Origin of the sequence: Candidatus Uabimicrobium amorphum, from assembly GCF_009002475.1 — a bacterium.
Taxonomy (GTDB): Bacteria; Planctomycetota; Uabimicrobiia; order Uabimicrobiales; family Uabimicrobiaceae; genus Uabimicrobium; species Uabimicrobium amorphum.
This window is the reverse complement of the sequence record NZ_AP019860.1, coordinates 7,279,380-7,299,375: the sequence shown is the minus strand read 5'-3', so window position 1 is coordinate 7,299,375 and position 19,996 is coordinate 7,279,380. Positions and strand designations below refer to the sequence as shown.

The 19,996-nt window shown below is 39.8% G+C and carries 12 protein-coding genes and 1 tRNA gene; 3 read left to right on the top strand and 10 right to left on the bottom strand.

The features are described 5' to 3' along the window. Nucleotides 1-48 precede the first annotated feature (48 nt). Nucleotides 49-121, bottom strand: a tRNA-Gly gene (locus UABAM_RS25420). A gap of 276 nt (nt 122-397) precedes the next feature. On the opposite strand from UABAM_RS25420, the gene UABAM_RS25415 reads away from it, so the two are divergent. Both UABAM_RS25415 and UABAM_RS25410 read left to right on the top strand, forming a co-directional pair. Beyond that, nucleotides 398-6,436, top strand: coding sequence for a hypothetical protein (locus tag UABAM_RS25415; protein ID WP_151970809.1), 6,039 nt, complete (start codon nt 398-400; stop codon nt 6,434-6,436). Nucleotides 6,437-6,477: 41 nt separating this feature from the next. After that, nucleotides 6,478-7,209: a small multi-drug export protein gene (locus UABAM_RS25410; protein WP_151970808.1), complete on the top strand. Its 732-nt coding sequence runs from the start codon at nt 6,478-6,480 to the stop codon at nt 7,207-7,209. Here UABAM_RS25410 and UABAM_RS25405 read toward each other — a convergent pair. From UABAM_RS25405 to UABAM_RS25365, 9 genes are all read right to left on the bottom strand, one after another. Next, nucleotides 7,206-7,703 (bottom strand): CopD family protein, encoded by a 498-nt coding sequence (locus UABAM_RS25405; protein ID WP_151970807.1) that lies wholly within the window; start codon nt 7,701-7,703, stop codon nt 7,206-7,208. The genes UABAM_RS25410 and UABAM_RS25405 overlap by 4 nt on opposite strands. A 223-nt stretch (nt 7,704-7,926) precedes the next feature. Beyond that, the gene (locus UABAM_RS25400) at nt 7,927-8,979 is read right to left on the bottom strand and encodes a M14 family zinc carboxypeptidase (protein WP_151970806.1); all 1,053 of its coding nucleotides are present in this window, start codon (nt 8,977-8,979) and stop codon (nt 7,927-7,929) included. A 286-nt stretch (nt 8,980-9,265) separates the two neighbouring features. Next, on the bottom strand, nt 9,266-9,523 hold the full coding sequence (locus UABAM_RS25395) for a hypothetical protein (RefSeq protein ID WP_151970805.1): 258 nt from the start codon (nt 9,521-9,523) through the stop codon (nt 9,266-9,268). Between the two features lie 8 nt (nt 9,524-9,531). After that, on the bottom strand, nt 9,532-11,160 hold the full coding sequence (locus UABAM_RS25390; RefSeq protein ID WP_151970804.1) for an ABC transporter permease: 1,629 nt from the start codon (nt 11,158-11,160) through the stop codon (nt 9,532-9,534). A gap of 12 nt (nt 11,161-11,172) precedes the next feature. Further along, entirely contained in the window at nt 11,173-12,504 is a 1,332-nt protein-coding gene (locus tag UABAM_RS25385; RefSeq protein ID WP_151970803.1) for an ABC transporter permease, read from the bottom strand. A gap of 149 nt (nt 12,505-12,653) precedes the next feature. Continuing rightward, nucleotides 12,654-14,996 (bottom strand): vWA domain-containing protein, encoded by a 2,343-nt coding sequence (locus UABAM_RS25380; protein WP_151970802.1) that lies wholly within the window; start codon nt 14,994-14,996, stop codon nt 12,654-12,656. Between the two features lie 11 nt (nt 14,997-15,007). After that, a complete protein-coding gene (locus tag UABAM_RS25375) occupies nt 15,008-16,036 on the bottom strand; it encodes an ABC transporter ATP-binding protein (protein WP_151970801.1) in 1,029 nt (342 codons plus the stop codon). Between the two features lie 115 nt (nt 16,037-16,151). Continuing rightward, nucleotides 16,152-16,715 (bottom strand): cysteine dioxygenase, encoded by a 564-nt coding sequence (locus UABAM_RS25370; RefSeq protein WP_151970800.1) that lies wholly within the window; start codon nt 16,713-16,715, stop codon nt 16,152-16,154. Nucleotides 16,716-16,969: 254 nt separating this feature from the next. Further along, entirely contained in the window at nt 16,970-17,791 is an 822-nt protein-coding gene (locus UABAM_RS25365; RefSeq protein WP_151970799.1) for a M48 family metallopeptidase, read from the bottom strand. Between the two features lie 334 nt (nt 17,792-18,125). Between UABAM_RS25365 and UABAM_RS25360 the strand changes: the two genes are divergently transcribed. Continuing rightward, nucleotides 18,126-19,958, top strand: a complete 1,833-nt coding sequence (locus tag UABAM_RS25360) for a fatty acyl-AMP ligase (protein ID WP_151970798.1) — start codon at nt 18,126-18,128, stop codon at nt 19,956-19,958. The last annotated feature ends 38 nt before the right edge of the window (nt 19,959-19,996 follow it).

Below are 19,996 nucleotides of genomic sequence, written 5' to 3'. Positions count from 1 at the left end.
ATAATTAGATGAGGTTTTGAATTTTAATTAAGGGATGTGTAGAATTAAAGCGGGTGATGGGATTCGAACCCACGACCCCAAGCATGGCAAGCTTGTGCTCTAGCCGCTGAGCTACACCCGCGCAATTCAGGAGTGAATATATACCAAACATAAAAATAAAAGTCAATAGGAATAATTTTTTTTTTTACGTTTTTTTTTTTCACATTGGTGGAGTATAATGATGCTTAGCCAGATAAAATCTGGAAAGTGACGTTTTTGGACATTTGAAAATATGTTTGATATTTTCGCGCAAATTTAAAGGGAGATTTTGAACAAGGTCTCAATAAGTGGCACACCTGACTATACAAAAATCATAAGTGAAGGTACTTTTGTATTACTTTGCATTTTGGAATTTACAATGGACGATAGAAAAAAACAACGCATCATCTCCTCTTTTCCATTTCCCATCGGTTACGTATACCAAGTTCTTGCGGTAACGGAGTTAAAAGGCGAAAATCCTTTATGGCTAATACTACGTAGTAGTGATATTCTCCTTAAGGTAGTCGGAACAATTGCTCTTAGTGACTATTTACAAAATCGCGAGAAGTTTTCCGACAGTGAAATAAATCGTTGTGCACTAGACATGGTTGAACAGAATTCACTGCGGACTTGGCATACTATGTTAGAAAAGTTGACTAGGAATATTGTAGACAACAATGAGTTTTACGCTGTTCAAGAAATAAAAGATTTACAAACACCTTTTTTTGAACTTCCACAAGAACTAGGAGGCGAAACATACACATGGTTGCAAGTAATGGACTTGTTTGTGCAATTGGGAGAAGAGTTATTTGTCGGCAAATACCGCCTTCATACACCGCCCTTAGAAACGTTAAAGCTTTACAGTAGTTTACTTGAACAAGCGTATTGCTATTGTAAATTTTTAGAAAAATATGGTGTTTATGTTCTTGTGAGTAAAGACGAACGCAAAACAAGAGGATTTTTGTGTTGTGGTACAAAGAGTAAACCGATTGGTATTCGCGGTATTTCCGATGAAAAGTGGTTAAACTACAAAGGCCGACCTTTTTTATCCTACAAACAAAAGCAAAACGTCTCTTTGTTTCCATTTATCGCAGCTTTGGTACAACAAGTGGAAAGCAAAAAAAGTTTTTCCGATTTATTGTTTTTTGAAACCCTTGGTTTGCACTCGATGACGTATTTTAGCTATCGGCATTCGCGTATCGTCGATTATAAAGAGTGTTCGTCCAACGCTTTATTTTTGATGCAAAAAGACATTCGTTGGTTGAAAAAAGACGCCGCTCCGGTGAATATCACTCCTCCTAAAGAGAATACGCACGACTACACAATTGATAAGTGGACAACTGTTTATTATAAAATTTTCGCAAATAGCCATCAAAAGCGCTATGCATACATCAGTTCCGAAAATGGAACAGGAAAAACTTCCATGGCACGTCTTTTACAAGACCATGAGAGCCTACTTCGTGAAGAGATCCCGGCGCTTTCGCGTACCATTATTGTTTATTTTTTCTGTGACCATGAAAATTATTATTCCTATATTGATTTTTTGAAAAGTATTTATGCGCAAATACTGCAAAAAGTGTTTACGTTATCCGAAGAGAAAATAGAAAAGCGCATAGCAAAATTACCATACGATAGCGAAGCGATGCTGATACACCTGTTTGATTTGATGGAAAAAGCCAACAAAGAAGAGCTTGCCGTTTACAATAAAAATTTGTTGATCGTTTGCGATGGTCTATTCTCTATACCAGAGTACATACAGTATGTTAAATTAATTACCCCAACGACATTGCCCTCCAATATTTCGTGTTTATTTTTTATTGCCAAGAACGTTGAGTCGTGTTTTTTACGTTTTTTACACACGCGAGAAGCACCGATTGTTTCTTTAAATCACTTACAACCATTTTCGTTTACCGGTAAAGAAATTCTGGAATATATTCACCACTATGCTCCCTCTTTAGATGTACATAAGAAAGATTTAATACGTGAAAAATGCCGTGGTAATATGGCTTACGCTAAATTTTGCTTAGAGGCATATAGCAAAAAGTATCTGCAAATACATAGCGATTTACCCGAGAATATATACGATCTTTTTATGGTGGTGTGGAATAATTTACCCTCGGATAACGATTTTTTAGCGCAACGAATGTTGATTTTAGCGGCCATTTCTCAAGAAAAAATAACCGACAACATGGTTGCCGAAATTTTCCGGGTGAGTAAAGATGAAATACGACAAGTAAAGTATAGCATTAATATTTTTCTCAAGCACAAAAAGCTTGGTTATACCACACAACGCATATATCGCGATTGTATTTTACAATCATTGAGTTCTTATGACAAAAAATGCTTCTATGGGGCTTTGGCAGACTATCATGCGCGAATTGTCGAGCAAAATTTGTCACTGGCAACACCTCACAGCTTACTACACCTTGCACATTATTATAAAGAAGCGCAAAACCATTCATTGCTTTTTTCACTGGCGTTTGATCGTGAATTTCGCCAGGAGAAACTACGAAGATTTAAATCATATCTGTTAATTCGTCGCGATTTGTATCTAGCGATGCAGGCGTGTACGGAAGACAATAACTGGCAGAAGTTATTTGAATTGAGTTCCGAATACTCACGGATTGTCCATCAATCATTACGGGGCGTTACACATACTTTTCGTTACGCAGAAGATGGCGATTACACCGCCGCTGTAGAAATGGCGAGAGGAATGAATGATGCTATTGATGTTTTTACGACTCTTTTGGTCATTCTCGTGTTGGCGATAGAAAATGAAGACTACCAAGAAACCGATTTCATTTTTGAAGCCCTTGAGGGAATTAAAGACACAAGTATTGGCTATGTTGGAGCTGGTTTAGAACCTTTTGTCATTTATGTGTTGCAAAAAATATCCCAGACCGACATTTTACCAATCCACACCATTATCTCCAAACATGGCTTAATCGAAGCAAACGCCGTTTCACATTTATTTGATATTCTTGCACAGGTAAACTTCACCGAGAATCAGTTACAAATATTTATCAGTAAGATAGTACAAACGAGTACACAGCTAAATTCGGAAGAAGAAAAGTATCAAGTGATTGCAGAAGTGATACCAGTGCTGTATGAGATAAATTCCTTCGAGCAATCCCCCGAAGTTTGGCAATGGATCACCACTTTGGTCAATTCGATTTCTGATACGCTCATCCAAATAGATTGCTGCATTGTGATTGCCAAAACAGTGCCTAGTGAACATTACATGGATGTTCTCAAGCCTTACATCGAGAGTTTTGCTACGCGTGTAGAGCAAGATATTGTACTTATTGCAAAATACGCGCAATTACTCGGTAGTATGGATGAATTACAAGACGCCAAATACCAATTAGAACGAGCATTTATTATTATCAATCAGCAGAGCGAAGAGCAGCAATATCAATCGTATCTTAAATTAATTACCATTATTAGTGAAATAGGCACATTTGACGAAATGCGTGTGCACTGGAAACGTCTATTTTCTGCCTCGCAAAAGGAAATTACTTGTGGTGCACAAGAAAGATTAATCAGCGAAGTCACCATTTACTTCGCGCAGGTACAAATGTGGGATCACGTTCTTTCTTTACTTCCACAACTACAACTCCTAAAACTCGAAGTGCGCACCAATACTTTTTTCCATCTCTCTCACCATTTAAAGGGAATTGTAGAAAATTCTGCACGACAGTATTGGGACGTTATTTTAGAAGAAACAAAGTCACTTAAAGACAATAAGAAGCGTTTAACGATACTGTCCAACGCCGCAGATGGTTTGTTTCGTTTGGAAACGCTTGCTAGTGACGCCATATGGAAAAAATATCTCGCCGTATGTGACTTGTTGAAAGATGTTGGCCATGATGAAGACAAGAATAAAGCTCTTTCGTACCTAGGATGTAAAATGGCGGACAATGGCTATGCCAAAAATGCGCAAACAATTATTTCGCGATTGTCGTCTCCCAAGTATCGTTCTAAGCCATTGTCAAGGCTTTCTTTATATAAAGTTAAGCGCCGTCACTTTGACGAGGCTCTTAAGCTCACCGAAGATATTGTCAACGCCTATGAACGCTATGACGTATATTTAAACGTACTAGAAAAAGCCACAACGGAAAAAATCAATTTAATTGTGGGTATCATTACCAACGACGTACAATCGGGAAATTATGAGAGTGCTCTGATCTTGAAAATTATTGATCGCCTTCTCAATCCTTTGCAAATTGACAATACAAAAAATATTTGGCACGAAGTCTTTTCTTGGATTCCGCATTTAAGCCTGCGTGACAAAACGGCAACCATCACAAGAAGTGTCGAAAAACTTAGTGCCGTATCTTATTATGAAAAAACAAAATTACTATGGGTATACATCTTTAAAGCGACAGAGGAACTAGATTGCGTTGTTACCAAAGGTGAGTTGTACGTTCAAATTTCCAAAGCTTTTGCAGGGTGGAGCCAATTGCAGGAAACAATCAAATATCTGGACATGGCCTTAGGGTGTTGTGAACGCATGGAATTGAATACGCGTACATACCATTTGGCAAAAGTGGCAAATTATTTTCGTGAAATCGGTGAAGAAACTCGGTGCAGTGATATTCTAAAGACAATTGACAAGGAGATTTGGGAAAACAGAACGCAGATTCATAATGTATACGAGTACATTGTATACTTATTCAACAGCAACTGTGTAGATTTAGCACAATCGCTTTTAGAAAAAACAATATTGGTAAACGTAGAATTATGCGAGGAAACGCCAGAAATAGACATTTTGACGCGCATCATGTCATTGTGCATCGAAGCGCAAGATTACGCACTGGCACGTGGGCTGTTTTTCCAAATACTGCCAAAGATGTACAAACGAGGACAGGAAAAGGTCTCTCAGTATGAATTTTTGCAACTGTTACCTAAAATGAAAGAGCATGTGGATATTGTCGAGTTGTGGAAACATGCGGAATCGGTTGTGCTAAATTTTAGCAAAGTTTCTCTACAACAAAATTATCTTGAGGCTCTTGGGGATGTGGTTTTAAGTCTTGATAACTACGAGCAAAACAAGGAACTATGGGGAAAGTTACTCAGCGATGCACAGTACGTTGGTAAAGGAGTACAGGCCATACGTGCGGTGACGATTGTCGCTAAAAAAATGCTACTCATCGCACCATGGGAAGACTTTGCCGAAAGTTTTGACTTTTGCCTCGATGTGCTCGGAGAACTAGAGTCCGAGTATGAACAAGCCGATGCGCTGCAATTTTTAGCGAAATCTATTCTTATTGCCTCTGATTTTTCGGTGGGAAGTGACACATGGCAAAAATTCCGCCGCATACCAGCCTCTTGGAAAAAAGAAGATTGCAAAAATAGCGCGTATGCTTCTATGGCAAAGGCACTCATCGAAAATGCCAATGTTGGTATGAAGAGAATTTTCTTCTCCGAAGCAGAACAATTGGCAAATCGTATATCGAAATCACAACAAATATGTGAAATTTATCTACTCATCGTCGATAAGTACCATCAGTGTAACATGCTGCAAGAAGTAAGCCGCACCATGGAAAAAACAATTGATATGGGAGAGGGGCTTGGAAAATTTTATCAATCGACCATTTTACCACAAATCATTTTTTCATACGCAAAAATGGACATGTGGGAAAATGTATGGCCTCTTTTAAAGGGAATTATTGACAATACATTGCAAATGAACTTACTGTTTGACTTTGCCGAAATTGTAGAGGACCGCAAAACTGTATTGGAAAAGGTCATGGCGATTATCGAATCTGCGGATCGTCCCACAGGATTTTACTTCATCAGTTGTATTCGTTTGGCCAAATACATACAAGGCAAAGACAATATTGATGCGATGATGAAAAAAGCTATTGATTCTTGGAGCGAAATAGTAGACGACAACAGTAAGAGAGAAGCGATTGACTCTGTGGCCGATGTTTTAACGCACATAAAATTGCCACAGAAAATGTGGCGTCAGTTACTAGCCGCAGTCGACGATATAGAGATAGAGACCTATCGTTTTTGGGGATTGCAAAAAATAGCATTTACTCTTTTGCGAACGCCAGATGATGGTCTTGTCGAAAATATTCTTGATAAAATTAGCGCTCCTGAAATAAAAATACCTATTCTCGAAGAATATGTAGAAAAAATTTACGAAACCTCTCGCGAAAAAGCATTGGATTTTGTACTGACATCTAGTGGTGAGGAACGTATACGCCTTGCACGTAGAGTCGCTAGTAAGGCTGCAATGAACAAAGATCGTGAAACACTACTCTGTATTTTGGTCGAATGCCCAGGAAGTTTTTCTTTAAATACACTGGTGATTAGCGAAATATTGAGAATCACTTTGCATACGACGGATAAAGATTCCTTTCAAAGTATGCTAGCAACAACACTAAAAATTTGGGAAATTCATGTATAGATAACTTAGTAATGGGATTTATTTTCTAGAAAGTCGAAAAAATGTCTGAATCCACAACTGAAACAGTGCGACCTGCTCCGAGTATTGTACTGCAAATATTTATTTTTATCGCTCTTGTGGCGGTTACCAAGTTGGTACTCGTGGGGGTCAGTTATGTTTACAGCACAGAACACTCCGTACAGGTAGGGTATCTCGCTGTGATGTCTTTCTTTGGCCTGGGTAAGTTTGTTATTTTCGCTCCGGTGGTGAAAAGCTTAGACGTTGATATTTTATTTAACTCTTACGAACTTGCGGCCATGGTGATTTATATGGATACGGCGGTTGCTTTTCTCATCGTATACAATTTTCACTTACTCAAAAAAATATACTTTATTGGTGACAAACTACAGCACATACAAGAAGATTCATACTATTTGTTGCAGTCAAGTAAGTGGATGTACGATTTCGCCATCATCGCGATTGTGCTATTTGTCAGTTTTCCCATCGCTGGTACCGGGGCGATTGGTGCAGCGTTTTTAGCCAGTATCCTAGGCTTTTCGCGTTTAGTGTCTATTTTTTGGATTTTTGTTGGCTCAGTTCTCGGATGCTTTAGTCTGGCTTTTGGGGCTGTTTATTTTAAAGCCAAACTAAAAGTCTTTTTAGAAAGTCCGATATTTTTCTTCACCTCTATTGGGGTATTTGTATTACTGCTGTTTTTAGCGGGGTGGAAAATGAAACGCATGATCGCCAAGCAACGTGAGCTTGAAAAGGAAAACGGCAAGGCATCGAGTTAACCTCCGCGCACAAATTTTACCGCAAGAAATACAACAATTAGTCCGAATAAAAAGATAATGCGTCCTATATACGAAGATATACGGCGCATTTTTTTTGTCTGCGCATCCTCAGGGTTTTGTTGCAACAGCGCAATTGCCTTGGGACCCCAATGAAAGTCGTGTAAAAAGCTACCAATAAACACCGCAGCGACAAAACACAGTTTGATAAATAGCGTCTCTCCATACAATTCACGCCAAAAATCCCATGTGACGATTACTTTGCCAAAACGGAACATCATCAAAAACACTCCACTAATAACAACACTACTGAGAACGAACCACGAAACAGCACGAAGTCGCATGACGATATCGGCAAATAGTTGTGGATAGAAATCGCGATAGGTATCTTTTTTGGCAATGGGAAGCAAAACGAGTACCAAAAAGAAGTTTGCCCCCAGCCAGATAGTAACACCAAGGATATGCCACCAAACTAAGAATAAATAAAGATGATGCATGTTTTTTCCTAAATGGTAAAAGTTGTTAATCGCAAAAAGAAATGTATCTTTTACGAAGTGCGTTGTAGAGGCGGACCTTGTGTCCGCCCGTTCGAACAAATAAAGATAGATTTTCGTTTGAATCAGAGGACCTAACTTTACCAATATGATGTGAATAATTCGTACTCAGAAAGAGTATCTATATATCTTGGGGGAGAGGGCGGACACAAGGTCCGCCCCTACATTACTTAGGTGCTTTTTCAATAAAAAACAGTGCGGCGTCGATATTCTCGGCAACAACACGGTCAATTTCGGCACCGTGAGGTACCTTGGAGCGTCCAACTTCTACAGCGAGAGAAGTGGTTTTGTGACGCCAGTGATAGTAATCACAACTCGAACCTTGGGCAACGTAAATCACCTTGGAGATTTGTCCGTAGATGTAGCCATTGTATTTGGCCATTCCCTTGGCAATTATGTCGAAATCTTGTGTTTTTGAAGGACTTTGCTTGGTGTACGCCCATGGATACATATACATACGTCCCGATGCGTGGTAATCAACACTGGCATCAAAGTTGTGCTGGGTAAATAAATCGCGTAGTCCTTGAATACAAGGAATCGATTTGTGCTGTGGATCTTGCGGCCATGGATAATCGCGGTTAGGGTCTGTCCATCCTACATATCTTTGACGTCTGGTATATCCGTCAGGACTTACTACGGGGATAAACCATATTTCGCGATTGTTGACGAGTTCGGTAATTTCCTGAATCGCTCCGTTACCTTCGATGACTCTTTTCATAATCGCCAACATCACTTTGACAGTGATGAGTTCGTCCCCATGAGTTGCTGCGGTTAGTAGAACCGAAGGTTCATTTTCGTCTTCGTTGACATTGTCGGTTACTTTTAGCGCTAAAAGAGGATAGCCGCTTGTGGAGGAACCATATTGTTCCAGTTTGACAAATTGAGGATAGGCGTCTTCCCATGCCTTCATTTGATCTTGAACTTGTTGGTACGTGGGATATTCGTCAAGACGTTCTTTGGAGATTTGTTCGTGAATGTCTTTTTCAATGATCTTCGCCGTACTACCAGCAATTTCTTCGGCTTCTTTAATGTGAACGCTAGGAATGATAATTTCCATCACATTACCGTTGACCGCACGCACTTCGTAAAGTGTCGCCAACTGCATCATTTTTTCGCTATTTGATGCCTCAATCTCAATGCGGCTCAAAATTGGTGTTGTTTGTTGGGTTTGTGCACAGATGGTGACCATCAATACCATCAGTATAACAAGAGTTCTCATATAACCTCCCTAAAAGTTTTAAATTTTATATATCTATACTATAGTAAATTTTCGGGGAGACTACCAGTACTTTGTGATTTCTTGAGGTGTAGGAATTGGTAGGTTGACTTAGGATAAGAGTTTCGTTTTCAGATGGGTGCCCTCACCATCACCTTGTTGCTTTCAGCTAAACTGAAAGCAACAAGTCTCATGCCTCTCCCACGGGAGAGGCGTAACACGTCTCAATTTGTTTTTATTGTTTTATTTTATTGCGTCAAGGAGGCGTATCTAAAACCAATTGTTAGGCTTACGAATCTCTGGTGAAATCTATACAGTTGTTGATATGAACAGGGGTTTTAAACGTCGGAGTTTTGCCAACGCTACACAAAACTCCGTCTTCGTCCATTCTTTTGCAGTACAAGCAAAAGGCACATTTAAAACCCTGGGTGTTACGACGCCGCACAGGTATATCTAACCTTGCCTTTTGCTCTTTGGTTTTTGCCAACCAACGGATAACGGCAAGGATCAGTAGTATCGGAATAATGAGTTGCCATACGATAAACATAAAATCCTCTACGATCTAACGGCTTGCGCAGGCTCTATTTTTGCCGCCATGCGAATGGGAGTAAAAATGGCTAGCCATGAACAAATGAATACAGCACCTACGATTGTGGCAATGTATGTTTCGGGTAGCCCAAACTCGATGCCTGTTCCTTCAAATTTGGCAATGCTGTTGATCCACGTTCCCGCTTGCATTCCGGTATAACGTCCCAGAGCCACACCAAAAGGTGCGCTGATTAGGGTGATGAGTGCCGACTCAATCATAAACAAAAGTGTGACCAATGTATTGGAAGCACCGATGGCCTTTAGTAGACCAATTTGTTTTTGTTTGCGCTGCACACTGGTATAGAAAGTACTGAAGAGAACGATACCTGAGAGGAGTACAATGAGCGAAAATATGGCGATCGTTGCCGCAAGATAGAATTGCTCTTGATTTTCAAAAGTTTTTAGCGCCTTTTCAAGAGGCGATGAGGCAAATAGCCCCATCGTACGCAAACGACTGAGTACATCGCGAATGTATTTACGATTTTGTAAGTAAACAGTTGCTTGCATATGCTCACTTGAAAATTCAAATTTATCAAAAGAATCCCATGTTTTTACATCGGGCATCTCTTCGACGAATTTGAGTGGCACAACTTCTTTTAAACCTTCATAGGCACGGATGTCAGCGTCTATTTTGTCTAAGGATTTTTTGTTTAAGAAATCTCCATTGTAAGAACCAAAGACCAAGCGCTCTTCTAGCCGATCCTCTACTTGCCAGCTTTCTATATACACTTCTATTTCGTATAAATCTACTTGTTCCTCGATATCTTCAATGCTATCTTCTGCGGCCATGAGTTGGTCTTCGTCGAGAACGTAGTAAGCAATGCGAATATTTTTCTGCGGAGCTACAAGAGGTTTGTTTTCAAAATCGGTAATGAGATACTGAAAATCATTACGCCACTTTGTGGTTAAATTGTAAAAATCTTCGGTTAAGATGTAAGCTGCGCGTGGCAAATTTTCAATAACCCCACGTACAGGCACTGGCAATTTCAACGGAATAGGTGGTCGAGCTTCGTTATCAACAACCTGGATGAAAAGATGCTTGGGAATCGTAGCGCCTTGCCAGGTAGTTTTATCTCTAGGCGAGGCTTTTTGTTTAAAATAACCTAATCTTTGCAAAAAACGCCACGACACAATAATGCCTGCTTCGTCAAAGCGAGACTGTAATTCCTCTTTGTTTTGTAAAGAAACAATCGTATCGTTGATATCTATGAGTTCAAGATCCTCTATTTGCGGATTGGTGGTTGTCCCTTGAGGTAAGTTTTTTTTGGGAACAAAGTTTCCTTGAGCATTGTAAAAAGGTACGCGAGTTGCCACGCGCTTGGACATTTTTTCAACACCTGTAACAGCAAGGATGTCTTTTTCCTGGCTAGAAATATTGCTCTGCAACATATTCTGTGTTTTAAAGACCTCTATGTTGAGAGGTAAATTGTCGAGGACTTGTGTGGTGTACTGTTTGAACGAGTACAACAAACCAGTCAGTGATATAAAGATGGTGATTGTCACTATGATCGAAAAAATACTAAGGAAGGAAAATATTCTATCGGTTTTTCCCAAAATAGAATTCCAGCAATAACGAGCAAGATAGCCCCACTTCATATTTAATATCCTTTAATTTGCTCTAATGACCGTATCGGCATCGACTTTAACTGCCATGCGAACAGGTATAAATGTCACCAGTAGACAAAACAATAAGCCATAACCAAATATAAATACCAGATATTGTTCCGGCATCGAGAACACGTTGGTGTCGAGTTTCTCTTTTGCGTATTGCGAAAGCTGTGAGCCAAGTAAGACACCACTTGCGATTCCAACGCTAATCGCTAGAAAGCCAATGTTGAGTGCTTGTAAAACGAAAATTTTGGTGACCAACCATGAAGATGCTCCACAAGACTTGAGAATGCCGATTTCTTTGCGTTTGCGTAATGTCAGAGCATAAAATGTGGCAAACAAAATAACTCCGGTAAATAGGAAAAGCGCAAAACAAATACCACTGGCCGCGGCAATAAAAAAAGTTTCTTGCTGTTGGTAATCTTGCAAGAAAAACTCTAAAGCGGAGGAGGCACGAAGTCCTAAAACGCGAATTTTTCGTAAAACGGGCAGTAGTTGTTGGCGGTCGTCGACGTAAACAGAAACATGGGTGTCGGCGCTTCGCTGAATAGAAGGTGGCGGAGTATTTGTGGGTTTTTGATCGGGGAATAATGGCGAGCCATCGCGCTTTTTGAGGTGTGGCATAAAGTTTGTATTCCATTGTAATCCCAACATTTCGTAACACTCTTTTGTCACCAAATAACGCCCCAAAGTTTTATCATCAACGATACCGATTATTGGTAGATCAAATATCATGGGCATTCCTCCTAGCCCTTTTTCTTTAATACGCACGCGAATGGTCTTCGGTAGTGGAATGTGTTTCCAGGTTTTTTCTTGTTCCACATTTACGGCCTCTGGCAAATATTTCAGCTGTTTTAACATGCCGAAGGGAATGATAATGCCTATTTCATCATATGCGCTGTCTTTTATTTTCGATTTGTCTAGGAAAGTAACGCGGGCGTTGTTGCGTACATCTTTGAGGTTTTCGAGTATGGGATCTTGTAAATCTATTGTTTGTCCACTAGCTTTCTCAAACAGCCCTCCTTTTTTTTTGTAAAACACAAATAAAGTGGGCTTCCACCAATGACTAGACTTGACATTGGCTAGTTTTGCCAGAGACTCTCTTTGTTCTTGACTAATCTTACTTTCTTCATAAGAGGTTGCTTCGATCGCTAGTCCTGCGGCATCTATTTTATTTTCTCTATTATCTTCAAACGACTGAAGTCCACCTAACAAAAGAACAAGAGTGGTTACGGAAACAACAATTGCAATGATGTTGATTAAAGTAAAGGGACGGTTCGTTGTGTGCCAGATATCTTTCCAGGAATATCTCAAAATATAGGTGTTTTTCATGTGTTTTTATACTTTACAAAGTTAACTAAAAGTTCATGAATGACAATGTTGGTTTTAAAGTAGCCGTGACCGTGATCATTGCGTTTACATTGGTCACGGTCACGATGATAACAATAGTTACGGCTACGAATGAACGATTTCGTTAAACCTTATGGAAAAAGTTCAATTTCAATCCACGCGTATTCCAATTCGTTCTCGCGTTCTTTCCACCATCTTTTGCGTCCTTGCGTCTTGAGATTACCATTTCCATCTTTGATACGTTCTTTTTCCTTGGCTGATAAAACATCGTATAGATAGTTGGTGTTGGCGCTGAGATTGCGCAGTAAGTCTTTACGAAAACCTGGATCACGTGCCTTCTCGACAAAGTCGTCTAGGGTGTAACTGAGTAGACCGTTCATAAACGGTAGACCAGTGTGTTGTTTCATCAAACTGTCAAGAGGTTCTGACGCGGGAACAGAATCAATACCCAGGGTTGTTTTCAACAACGTTTTCCATATTTCCAAATACTGCTCGGGTCTTGACGCTTGCTCTAACTCTTGTAGTAGGGCAGATAAAAATCCCAATAAGCGACTTAGCTCCATTTTGTTCATTAGAAGATACACTTGCATTTGGCGAATATTTGTTTGCGGGTTGTATTCCCACGTCCAACCCTTGTCGTAGTAGACACCACCTTTTTTGAAATCTTCGAGTGAAATGTCTTCTTTTTCAATGAACATTTTATTCATCGTCGGAACACTATGATAATGCACCGTAGGGGATACCTTTAACAATGTTCCCGGAGCTTTGGCTTTGATATACAAACGAAATAAATCTTTTTGTTTGCGTTCGTTGAATTTTTCCCACTTGTCTTTGTAACGTCTACTGATTTGTTCGACATCTAAACCGTGTTCCAAGTCACCAATAATTTGCTGGCGTACGCGAATCTGTTCTTTGATACCGTTGAAAACAACGCCAAGGAGTTCTTCGAGGTTATTTTGAATATCACCTTCCGAATAGTTCCATGCAGGAAAAATACCACCACGACCTACTTGCCCATTTATCGCAGCTATTTGCTCGACAAACGAGTTGTGGTTTGGGTTTGCTTCAATGTTATGCGGCAGTTGAATACCGTGTAATTCTGCGTCGTGGAGTTTCAGAGCTTCGACAATGTCTTTTTCTTCTAGTTTGGAAACATTTTTCTTCGATGTGGAGTCGGCCGCATGATTTCCCGAGTATCCGAGAACAATAATATGACGGCTACTGCCTTCGCGCCAGCGTGCACGTTTGTTCATCGCCACGTCGATCGCATAAAATAACGACTTGCGTTCTTCTTTTTGTCCGTAGAAATGCGGTGTTTTAAAGCGTCTTTCAAAACGCTTGATGTTGTCTGTCATCGAATGAAGTCTTACGACTTGTGGTTGAAATATTTTTCCGCGTTGATAACGGTATGTTTGCAGTTCACTAAAGTCACTGAAATAAATCAAGCCCACTTTCAAATCTACGGCTTTGTCCCGTGGTCCGTCTTGCTTTTTTATTTTCGCAATGGATTTGCTGATCGCGCGTTGGATTTGACGACGACTGTTTTGACGACTGCTGGCATCGACAAGAAACATGATATCTACCTTAGATAGCATTTCTCTCTTTTCTTTTATACGCGAAATGACTTCTTGTAGTTCTGAGCCCTTATCCCCGCCCAAAAACGCCACTTGAAACAGACGTTTATTTTCTTGACTCTTACTCTGTAGTAGCGGATAACGCGGCATGTTATAGCGCCATACAGTGCTTTCCAACTCTTCGTTTACGACCCCGTCTAGTTCGTAGTTTTTTGCGGCATCTTCGTTGACAAAAATTTTGACGAGACCGTTTTTGTCTACTTTTTCTTGCTGTATACGTTGCCAACGACTTGTTCTTTCATGTCCTACCGCTTGGCGTGTGTTCCACTCGCGACATGTTTTTTTGTGAATCCACCCTAGAATTTCGTCGTTACAATACTCCAGGTCAACATTTGGAGAGAGACCAATTAAGTAGTAGTCGCCGACGACTTTATAGATATAGAAAAAAGTAAACATGGGAGTTTTACCCATTTCTTCTGCATCATTATCTGGGGCATTAAAAACAGGTATACGATTTTCGTGCTTGTTGTCAAATACAATGGCTTTACGAAATATTTTAAACCTTGTTCTCAGAGCTTCTGGGTTGAGTAGTAGATACTCTTTTTTTACCCAACCAATACGCTTGGCAAGAGGTAGATCTCCTGCTTCGGGAATTCCCAGATAACATTCTGTCGGTGTTTCTTCGTAAACATAGTATGCGGAAAACATATAAAGACGTTCGCGACCCGCTTTTACATTACCTTGGATAACAGCGGCAACCATTGGGTCTCCGTATTCATTAATAATTGGTTCGCTTCCCCAACGTGGGGCACGTTTTCTCTTTATGCCATTGTCTGCGATAAGAGATGTGCTTATGTATATCAAAATCAATAAAAATGACAACTTATGTACGAAAGACATTTTATAACTCCTTAGCTAGGACGGGATCTTTTCTTTTTACTGAGCTCTTTACCTGTTAACTGTTTAACTAAGACCATGGTATTTTCTGGAGAATGAACAACTTGGTTTTTGAATTCTCCCCCTTCCATCCATACAAAGCGTTCACAGTATTGTCTGGCTTGACTGTGGTTGTGCGTTACAAAAATAACGGTAACTTTTTCTTCCGCGGCAGCTTCAAATAAAGCATCCATTACCATTTGCCCCGTGTCGTAATCGAGACTTCCCGTGGGTTCATCTGCAAAAATGACTTTTGGCGAATGAACCATCGCGCGCGCTGCGGCAATACGTTGTTTTTGACCACCGGAAAATTGATTGGGTTTTTTATTAAAGAAAACTTTTTTGCTTTTTAATTCATCTTTTGTCATAAAACGCGAAAGGATAGAAGCGGCTTTTTCTGTACACTCTTTATTTGGTTTCTTTTGCAAGCGCAGAGGCAAAGCGACATTTTCCAAAGCGCTTAGATGACTGAATAGATGCGACTCTTGAAAAATAAAGCCAAATTCTTTTTTGCGCATTTCGTCGCGTTCTTTACTACTCAGATCTTGGTAACGCGTGCCTTTGTAATCTATATAGCTGCCTTGATCTGCCGTGACTAACAATCCTAAAATATTTAAAAACGTCGATTTTCCAGACCCTGAAAATCCTAAAACAGCAAGTATTTCCCCGTAGTAGATATTGAGAGAAATTCCTTTAAGAGCATAAAAGGTTCCCTCTGGTGTTTTGTAGTGTTTGTAAACATCGCGAAGAGAGAATAGCTTTTTTTTGATAACTCCTTTTTTCTGGGCACTATCTCTATACTGACGTAACTGTGCTTCTAAGAGTTGAATTTCCCCTTCACTCAAAATTTTCTCTTCTTGAAACCGCGTAAGAACCTCTGGAACGCCAGCATTTTCCATTGTACGTAGCATCCGGTTTATTTTGCCGATAGATTCTTCAGGAATCCATCCTTGTTTACGGGCCTTCATTATGACTTGTCGAATTTCAAACAGGCTATTTTTCATGAATAAATGTCCTATTGGTTATTGTGCATGACGTAACGGTTACATGCAAGGGCAATAATTTTATTTGTGGTGCGAAAAATGTACTTCTACAAATCACATCCCAGAGTATACTACCCTAAGAAACTTTTTCTCCGTCAACTCTTTCTCCATTGATAGAGCTGTAACTCAGTTTACGTGAAGTCACTGTTGCTGTTTCACGACAGTAAATGTTACATGTCTCTATTGGATATGCGTACAAATGCAGTGTTATCGCTGGCTTATCACTGTGATTGCAAATTTGATGCAGACAGATTTCGTCGTTGATGTAAGCTGTTTTCGTAGGGGCACAACCCACTCTTTCGCCTTCTTTTATTTGCCAATCACCAGACTCATTGTCTTTTATACAGTGGTATTGAATTTCCATGATGTCACCGGAGATAACGTGCATCCAACAATCTTGACCTTGGTGATTGTGAATGGGACTTGTTTGGTGAGGCGGCCAACACAACACCATCAGTTCGTATGCTTTGGTTCTTTTCACCAAGTTGCGGGTGTAAAAATCTGGCTTCCAATGGCAATATTTTTCGATACTTTTTGGATCTATTGCCAAAGAATTCATTGCCTGAGTGTATACTTCGAAATCTTTAAAGTTGGGGTTTAAAGTCTCTATTAATTGTTCTAAGCTATCAATCTTTTCCATAAGCAAAATCACTTTATAAAATAATACAAAACATAAACATGACTTTTTGGGCTCTATATAATATATGACATAAAAAACACATAAACATTCAAAAAACTCGTTTTCTCGTGATAACTTTTTTAGAACCCGATTTTGATAACAGCTAAAACGATGATGTTCGTTAATTTGGGTAAAATTTACTGAAAAACACAGTTCATATCAAGTGCATTTAAAGTTTTTTAGATTATTCATAGAATTTCGTAAAGAAATGTTTTTTAAAAACGATCACCCATTCCATACTTTTGTGGTGCTCTATCATAATACTTCATGGCTTCTGGCAATTGCGATTCGAGATCCTGTATACGACGATCATGCGATGGGTGGGTCGACATATACTCTGGACCACCTTCTCCCAACTTTTTCATATTTTGCCATATTTGTGGAGCAGCACTGGGGTCATAACCTGCTGCCGCCATAAGTACAATACCAAATTCGTCGGCTTCGCTCTCATTTCCTCGCGAAAAGGGAAGAATAACTCCATATTGGGCGCCGGCACCCAAAGCTCCCATGACAGCTGCTTTGGAAGTTTCATCACCAAATACATCCGACACACTCACCGCAGCACCGACTAAGGTGACAGCTCCTGTGGTTACTAACTGTGTTGTAACGCGTTCGTTTCCATGTCTAAGAAGCGCATGGCCAATCTCGTGTCCCATAACCGCCGCTAAGCCTGCTTCTGTTTCACAAATGGGCAAAATACCAGTGTAGATTCCGATTTTACCACCAGGCATTGCATAGGCGTTAGGTGTTTTGGGATCGTCGAATAAATTCACTTCCCACTCGAAGCCTGCAACTTCATCAGGATACATTTCTTTGCATTTTTCAATCAGTCGTTGTGCTACACGATGAACAATTTCAGAGGAACGTTGGTCTTTACTGACCGGAAGTTGTTTCTTTTGGTCAGCATAGCTCTCTGCTCCCATTTGATTCAACGTGCTGTCAGGCATAAGTGTAAAGCTCGAACGTCCCATGACATTTGTGGAACAAGCCAATAAAGACAGCGAAACTGCCATGCATAAAACAACTATTTTCTTCATAATACTTCCCTCTTTAAAATGTAAAATAAAACTATAACTGGATTTTAGTGAATAATCGGGTTTTGCGTGAATAAAGGAATGCTCTTATTCGCAGAGTAATTTATTACTAAGTTTATGTAAAGACTACATAAAAAATTATGATTAGAATTGCACTGAACAGGAAATATTTTAACAATAAATTTGCAAATTTATAAATGTTTTCTGGTTAAGAGAAAAAATTTGTATTTGTTTCTTTCATGAAAATTTTATTGAAGGTGTTTGTGAATTACTGTACAATTATCCTACAAACTAGAAAAAACAACAATAAGAGCATTTTTGAGGAGCTCATAACTCAATGGAAAATAGTGTATTGCAAGTAACAAATTTAGTAGATTTACTTTGCAAGAGAGGTTCACTACACCCTGAAAAATTAGTGTTTAAGTTTTTACGTGATGGTGAAGATGATGTGGTTGACATCACCTATGGAGAATTAGACAGGCAAGCGAGAGCGGTAGCCGCTTTTTTGCAAAAATCACAAATGACGGGTAAGCACGTTCTTCTCTTGTATCCGTCTTGTATTGAATATATTGTGGCTTTTTTCGGCTGTCTTTATGCCGGCACTGTGGCCATTCCTGCGTATCCTCCTGATCCCATGCGACTGCGTAAAACACTACCGCGACTACAAACAATACTAGACGATGCGCAATGTTCTATGATTTTGACGTCGTCTCAGGTGTTATCCTTTTTTAAAAAAATAGCTCTTGCTCAATCTATAGGTAACATACCTATTTTAGGAAAATTAGGGAAGAAAATTTCTTCGCGCTTTGATTTTCCAAATGTCGATATGAAAAATATCGAATGGGTTCCGACGGACAGTATGGACCAAACTCTGCACCAAGAATGGCAAAATCCAAACATCTCCGAAGAAAATATCGCTTTTTTGCAGTATACGTCCGGCTCCACGGGAGATCCCAAAGGAGTAACTCTTACACATGGTAACTTAATGCACAATGAGAAATTCATTGCCGAATATTTTGGACCATGTTCGGTGGTGGTGAGTTGGCTACCTCTATATCACGACATGGGACTTATTGGCAAAATACTTCAGCCAATATACCAAGGTAACCACTGTGTCTTCATGTCGCCACTGCATTTTCTGCAAAAGCCCTTGCGTTGGCTGCAAGCAATATCGAAGCACAAAGGGACGACGAGTTGCGCACCGAATTTTGCTTACGATTTGTGTGTGCGCAAAGTAAAGCCAGAACAAAAAAAGGAATTAGACTTAAGTTCATGGTATGTGGCCGCGAATGGCGCAGAAGTTATTCAAAAGAGTACTCTCGATCAGTTCTACGAGGCTTTTAAGGAATGTGGTTTTCGCAAAACATCATTTCTCCCCTGTTATGGTCTCGCGGAGGCAAGTTTGATTGCCAGTGGTATTAAGCACAATGAAGAACCTAAAATATCCTACTTTAACAAAGAGGATTTACTTTCTAACGGAGTTACACCATGCAATTCCGAAGATAAAAATAGTACTCCTTTGGTGAGTTGTGGAGTAACACAAAGAGAACAAAAAATGATCATCGTGAATCCCGACACAAAAGAACTTTGTGAAGAGAGAGTGATTGGTGAAGTGTGGTTGTCTGGTCCAAGTATATCAAGGGGGTATTGGAACAAACCACAAGTCAATGAAGAGGTTTGTCAAGTACAACCACTCAACTGGCAAGGGGATGAACAGTTTTTGCGCACGGGAGACCTAGGGTTTTTACACGAAGGGCATCTATATGTCACTGGACGTCGCAAAGACCTTATCATTATAGGCGGATGCAACTATTACCCTCAAGATATTGAAAAGACAATAGAGTTGTGTCATCCCGCGGTACGCAAAGGATGCGTGGCCGCTTTTTCATGTATGGTGGATGTCGAAGAAAAACTCATTGTGGTGTTAGAAGTTAAGGATGTACTTGCAGATACTGGTCGCTTGAAGAGTATCTTATCCAAAGATAAAGACAAGTATCCTGTGGATGACGTGAGCAAGAAAATACGGCGTGCTATTAATGAAAATCACCAACTTGCGGTGAAGGATATTGTGCTTTTACCTCCGCGAACCATTAGTAAAACTTCCAGTGGGAAAATACAACGCAGCGTTTGCAAAGAGAATTATTTAAAAGGGAAATTACCTCGTATATAAAAGGGGTAAGGAGTTCAGAGTATAAATGGAAAAAGGAT

Bases quoted from the DNA above. Each gene is read 5' to 3' on its own strand.
- UABAM_RS25400 (WP_151970806.1), bottom strand. From the start codon at position 8,979: ATGAGAACTCTTGTTATACTGATGGTATTGATGGTCACCATCTGTGCA.
- UABAM_RS25415 (WP_151970809.1), top strand. From the start codon at position 398: ATGGACGATAGAAAAAAACAACGCATCATCTCCTCTTTTCCATTTCCC.
- UABAM_RS25410 (WP_151970808.1), top strand. From the start codon at position 6,478: ATGTCTGAATCCACAACTGAAACAGTGCGACCTGCTCCGAGTATTGTA.
- UABAM_RS25365 (WP_151970799.1), bottom strand. From the start codon at position 17,791: ATGAAGAAAATAGTTGTTTTATGCATGGCAGTTTCGCTGTCTTTATTG.
- UABAM_RS25360 (WP_151970798.1), top strand. From the start codon at position 18,126: ATGGAAAATAGTGTATTGCAAGTAACAAATTTAGTAGATTTACTTTGC.
- UABAM_RS25375 (WP_151970801.1), bottom strand. From the start codon at position 16,036: ATGAAAAATAGCCTGTTTGAAATTCGACAAGTCATAATGAAGGCCCGT.
- UABAM_RS25370 (WP_151970800.1), bottom strand. From the start codon at position 16,715: ATGGAAAAGATTGATAGCTTAGAACAATTAATAGAGACTTTAAACCCC.
- UABAM_RS25385 (WP_151970803.1), bottom strand. From the start codon at position 12,504: ATGAAAAACACCTATATTTTGAGATATTCCTGGAAAGATATCTGGCAC.
- UABAM_RS25390 (WP_151970804.1), bottom strand. From the start codon at position 11,160: ATGAAGTGGGGCTATCTTGCTCGTTATTGCTGGAATTCTATTTTGGGA.
- UABAM_RS25395 (WP_151970805.1), bottom strand. From the start codon at position 9,523: ATGTTTATCGTATGGCAACTCATTATTCCGATACTACTGATCCTTGCC.
- UABAM_RS25405 (WP_151970807.1), bottom strand. From the start codon at position 7,703: ATGCATCATCTTTATTTATTCTTAGTTTGGTGGCATATCCTTGGTGTT.
- UABAM_RS25380 (WP_151970802.1), bottom strand. From the start codon at position 14,996: ATGTCTTTCGTACATAAGTTGTCATTTTTATTGATTTTGATATACATA.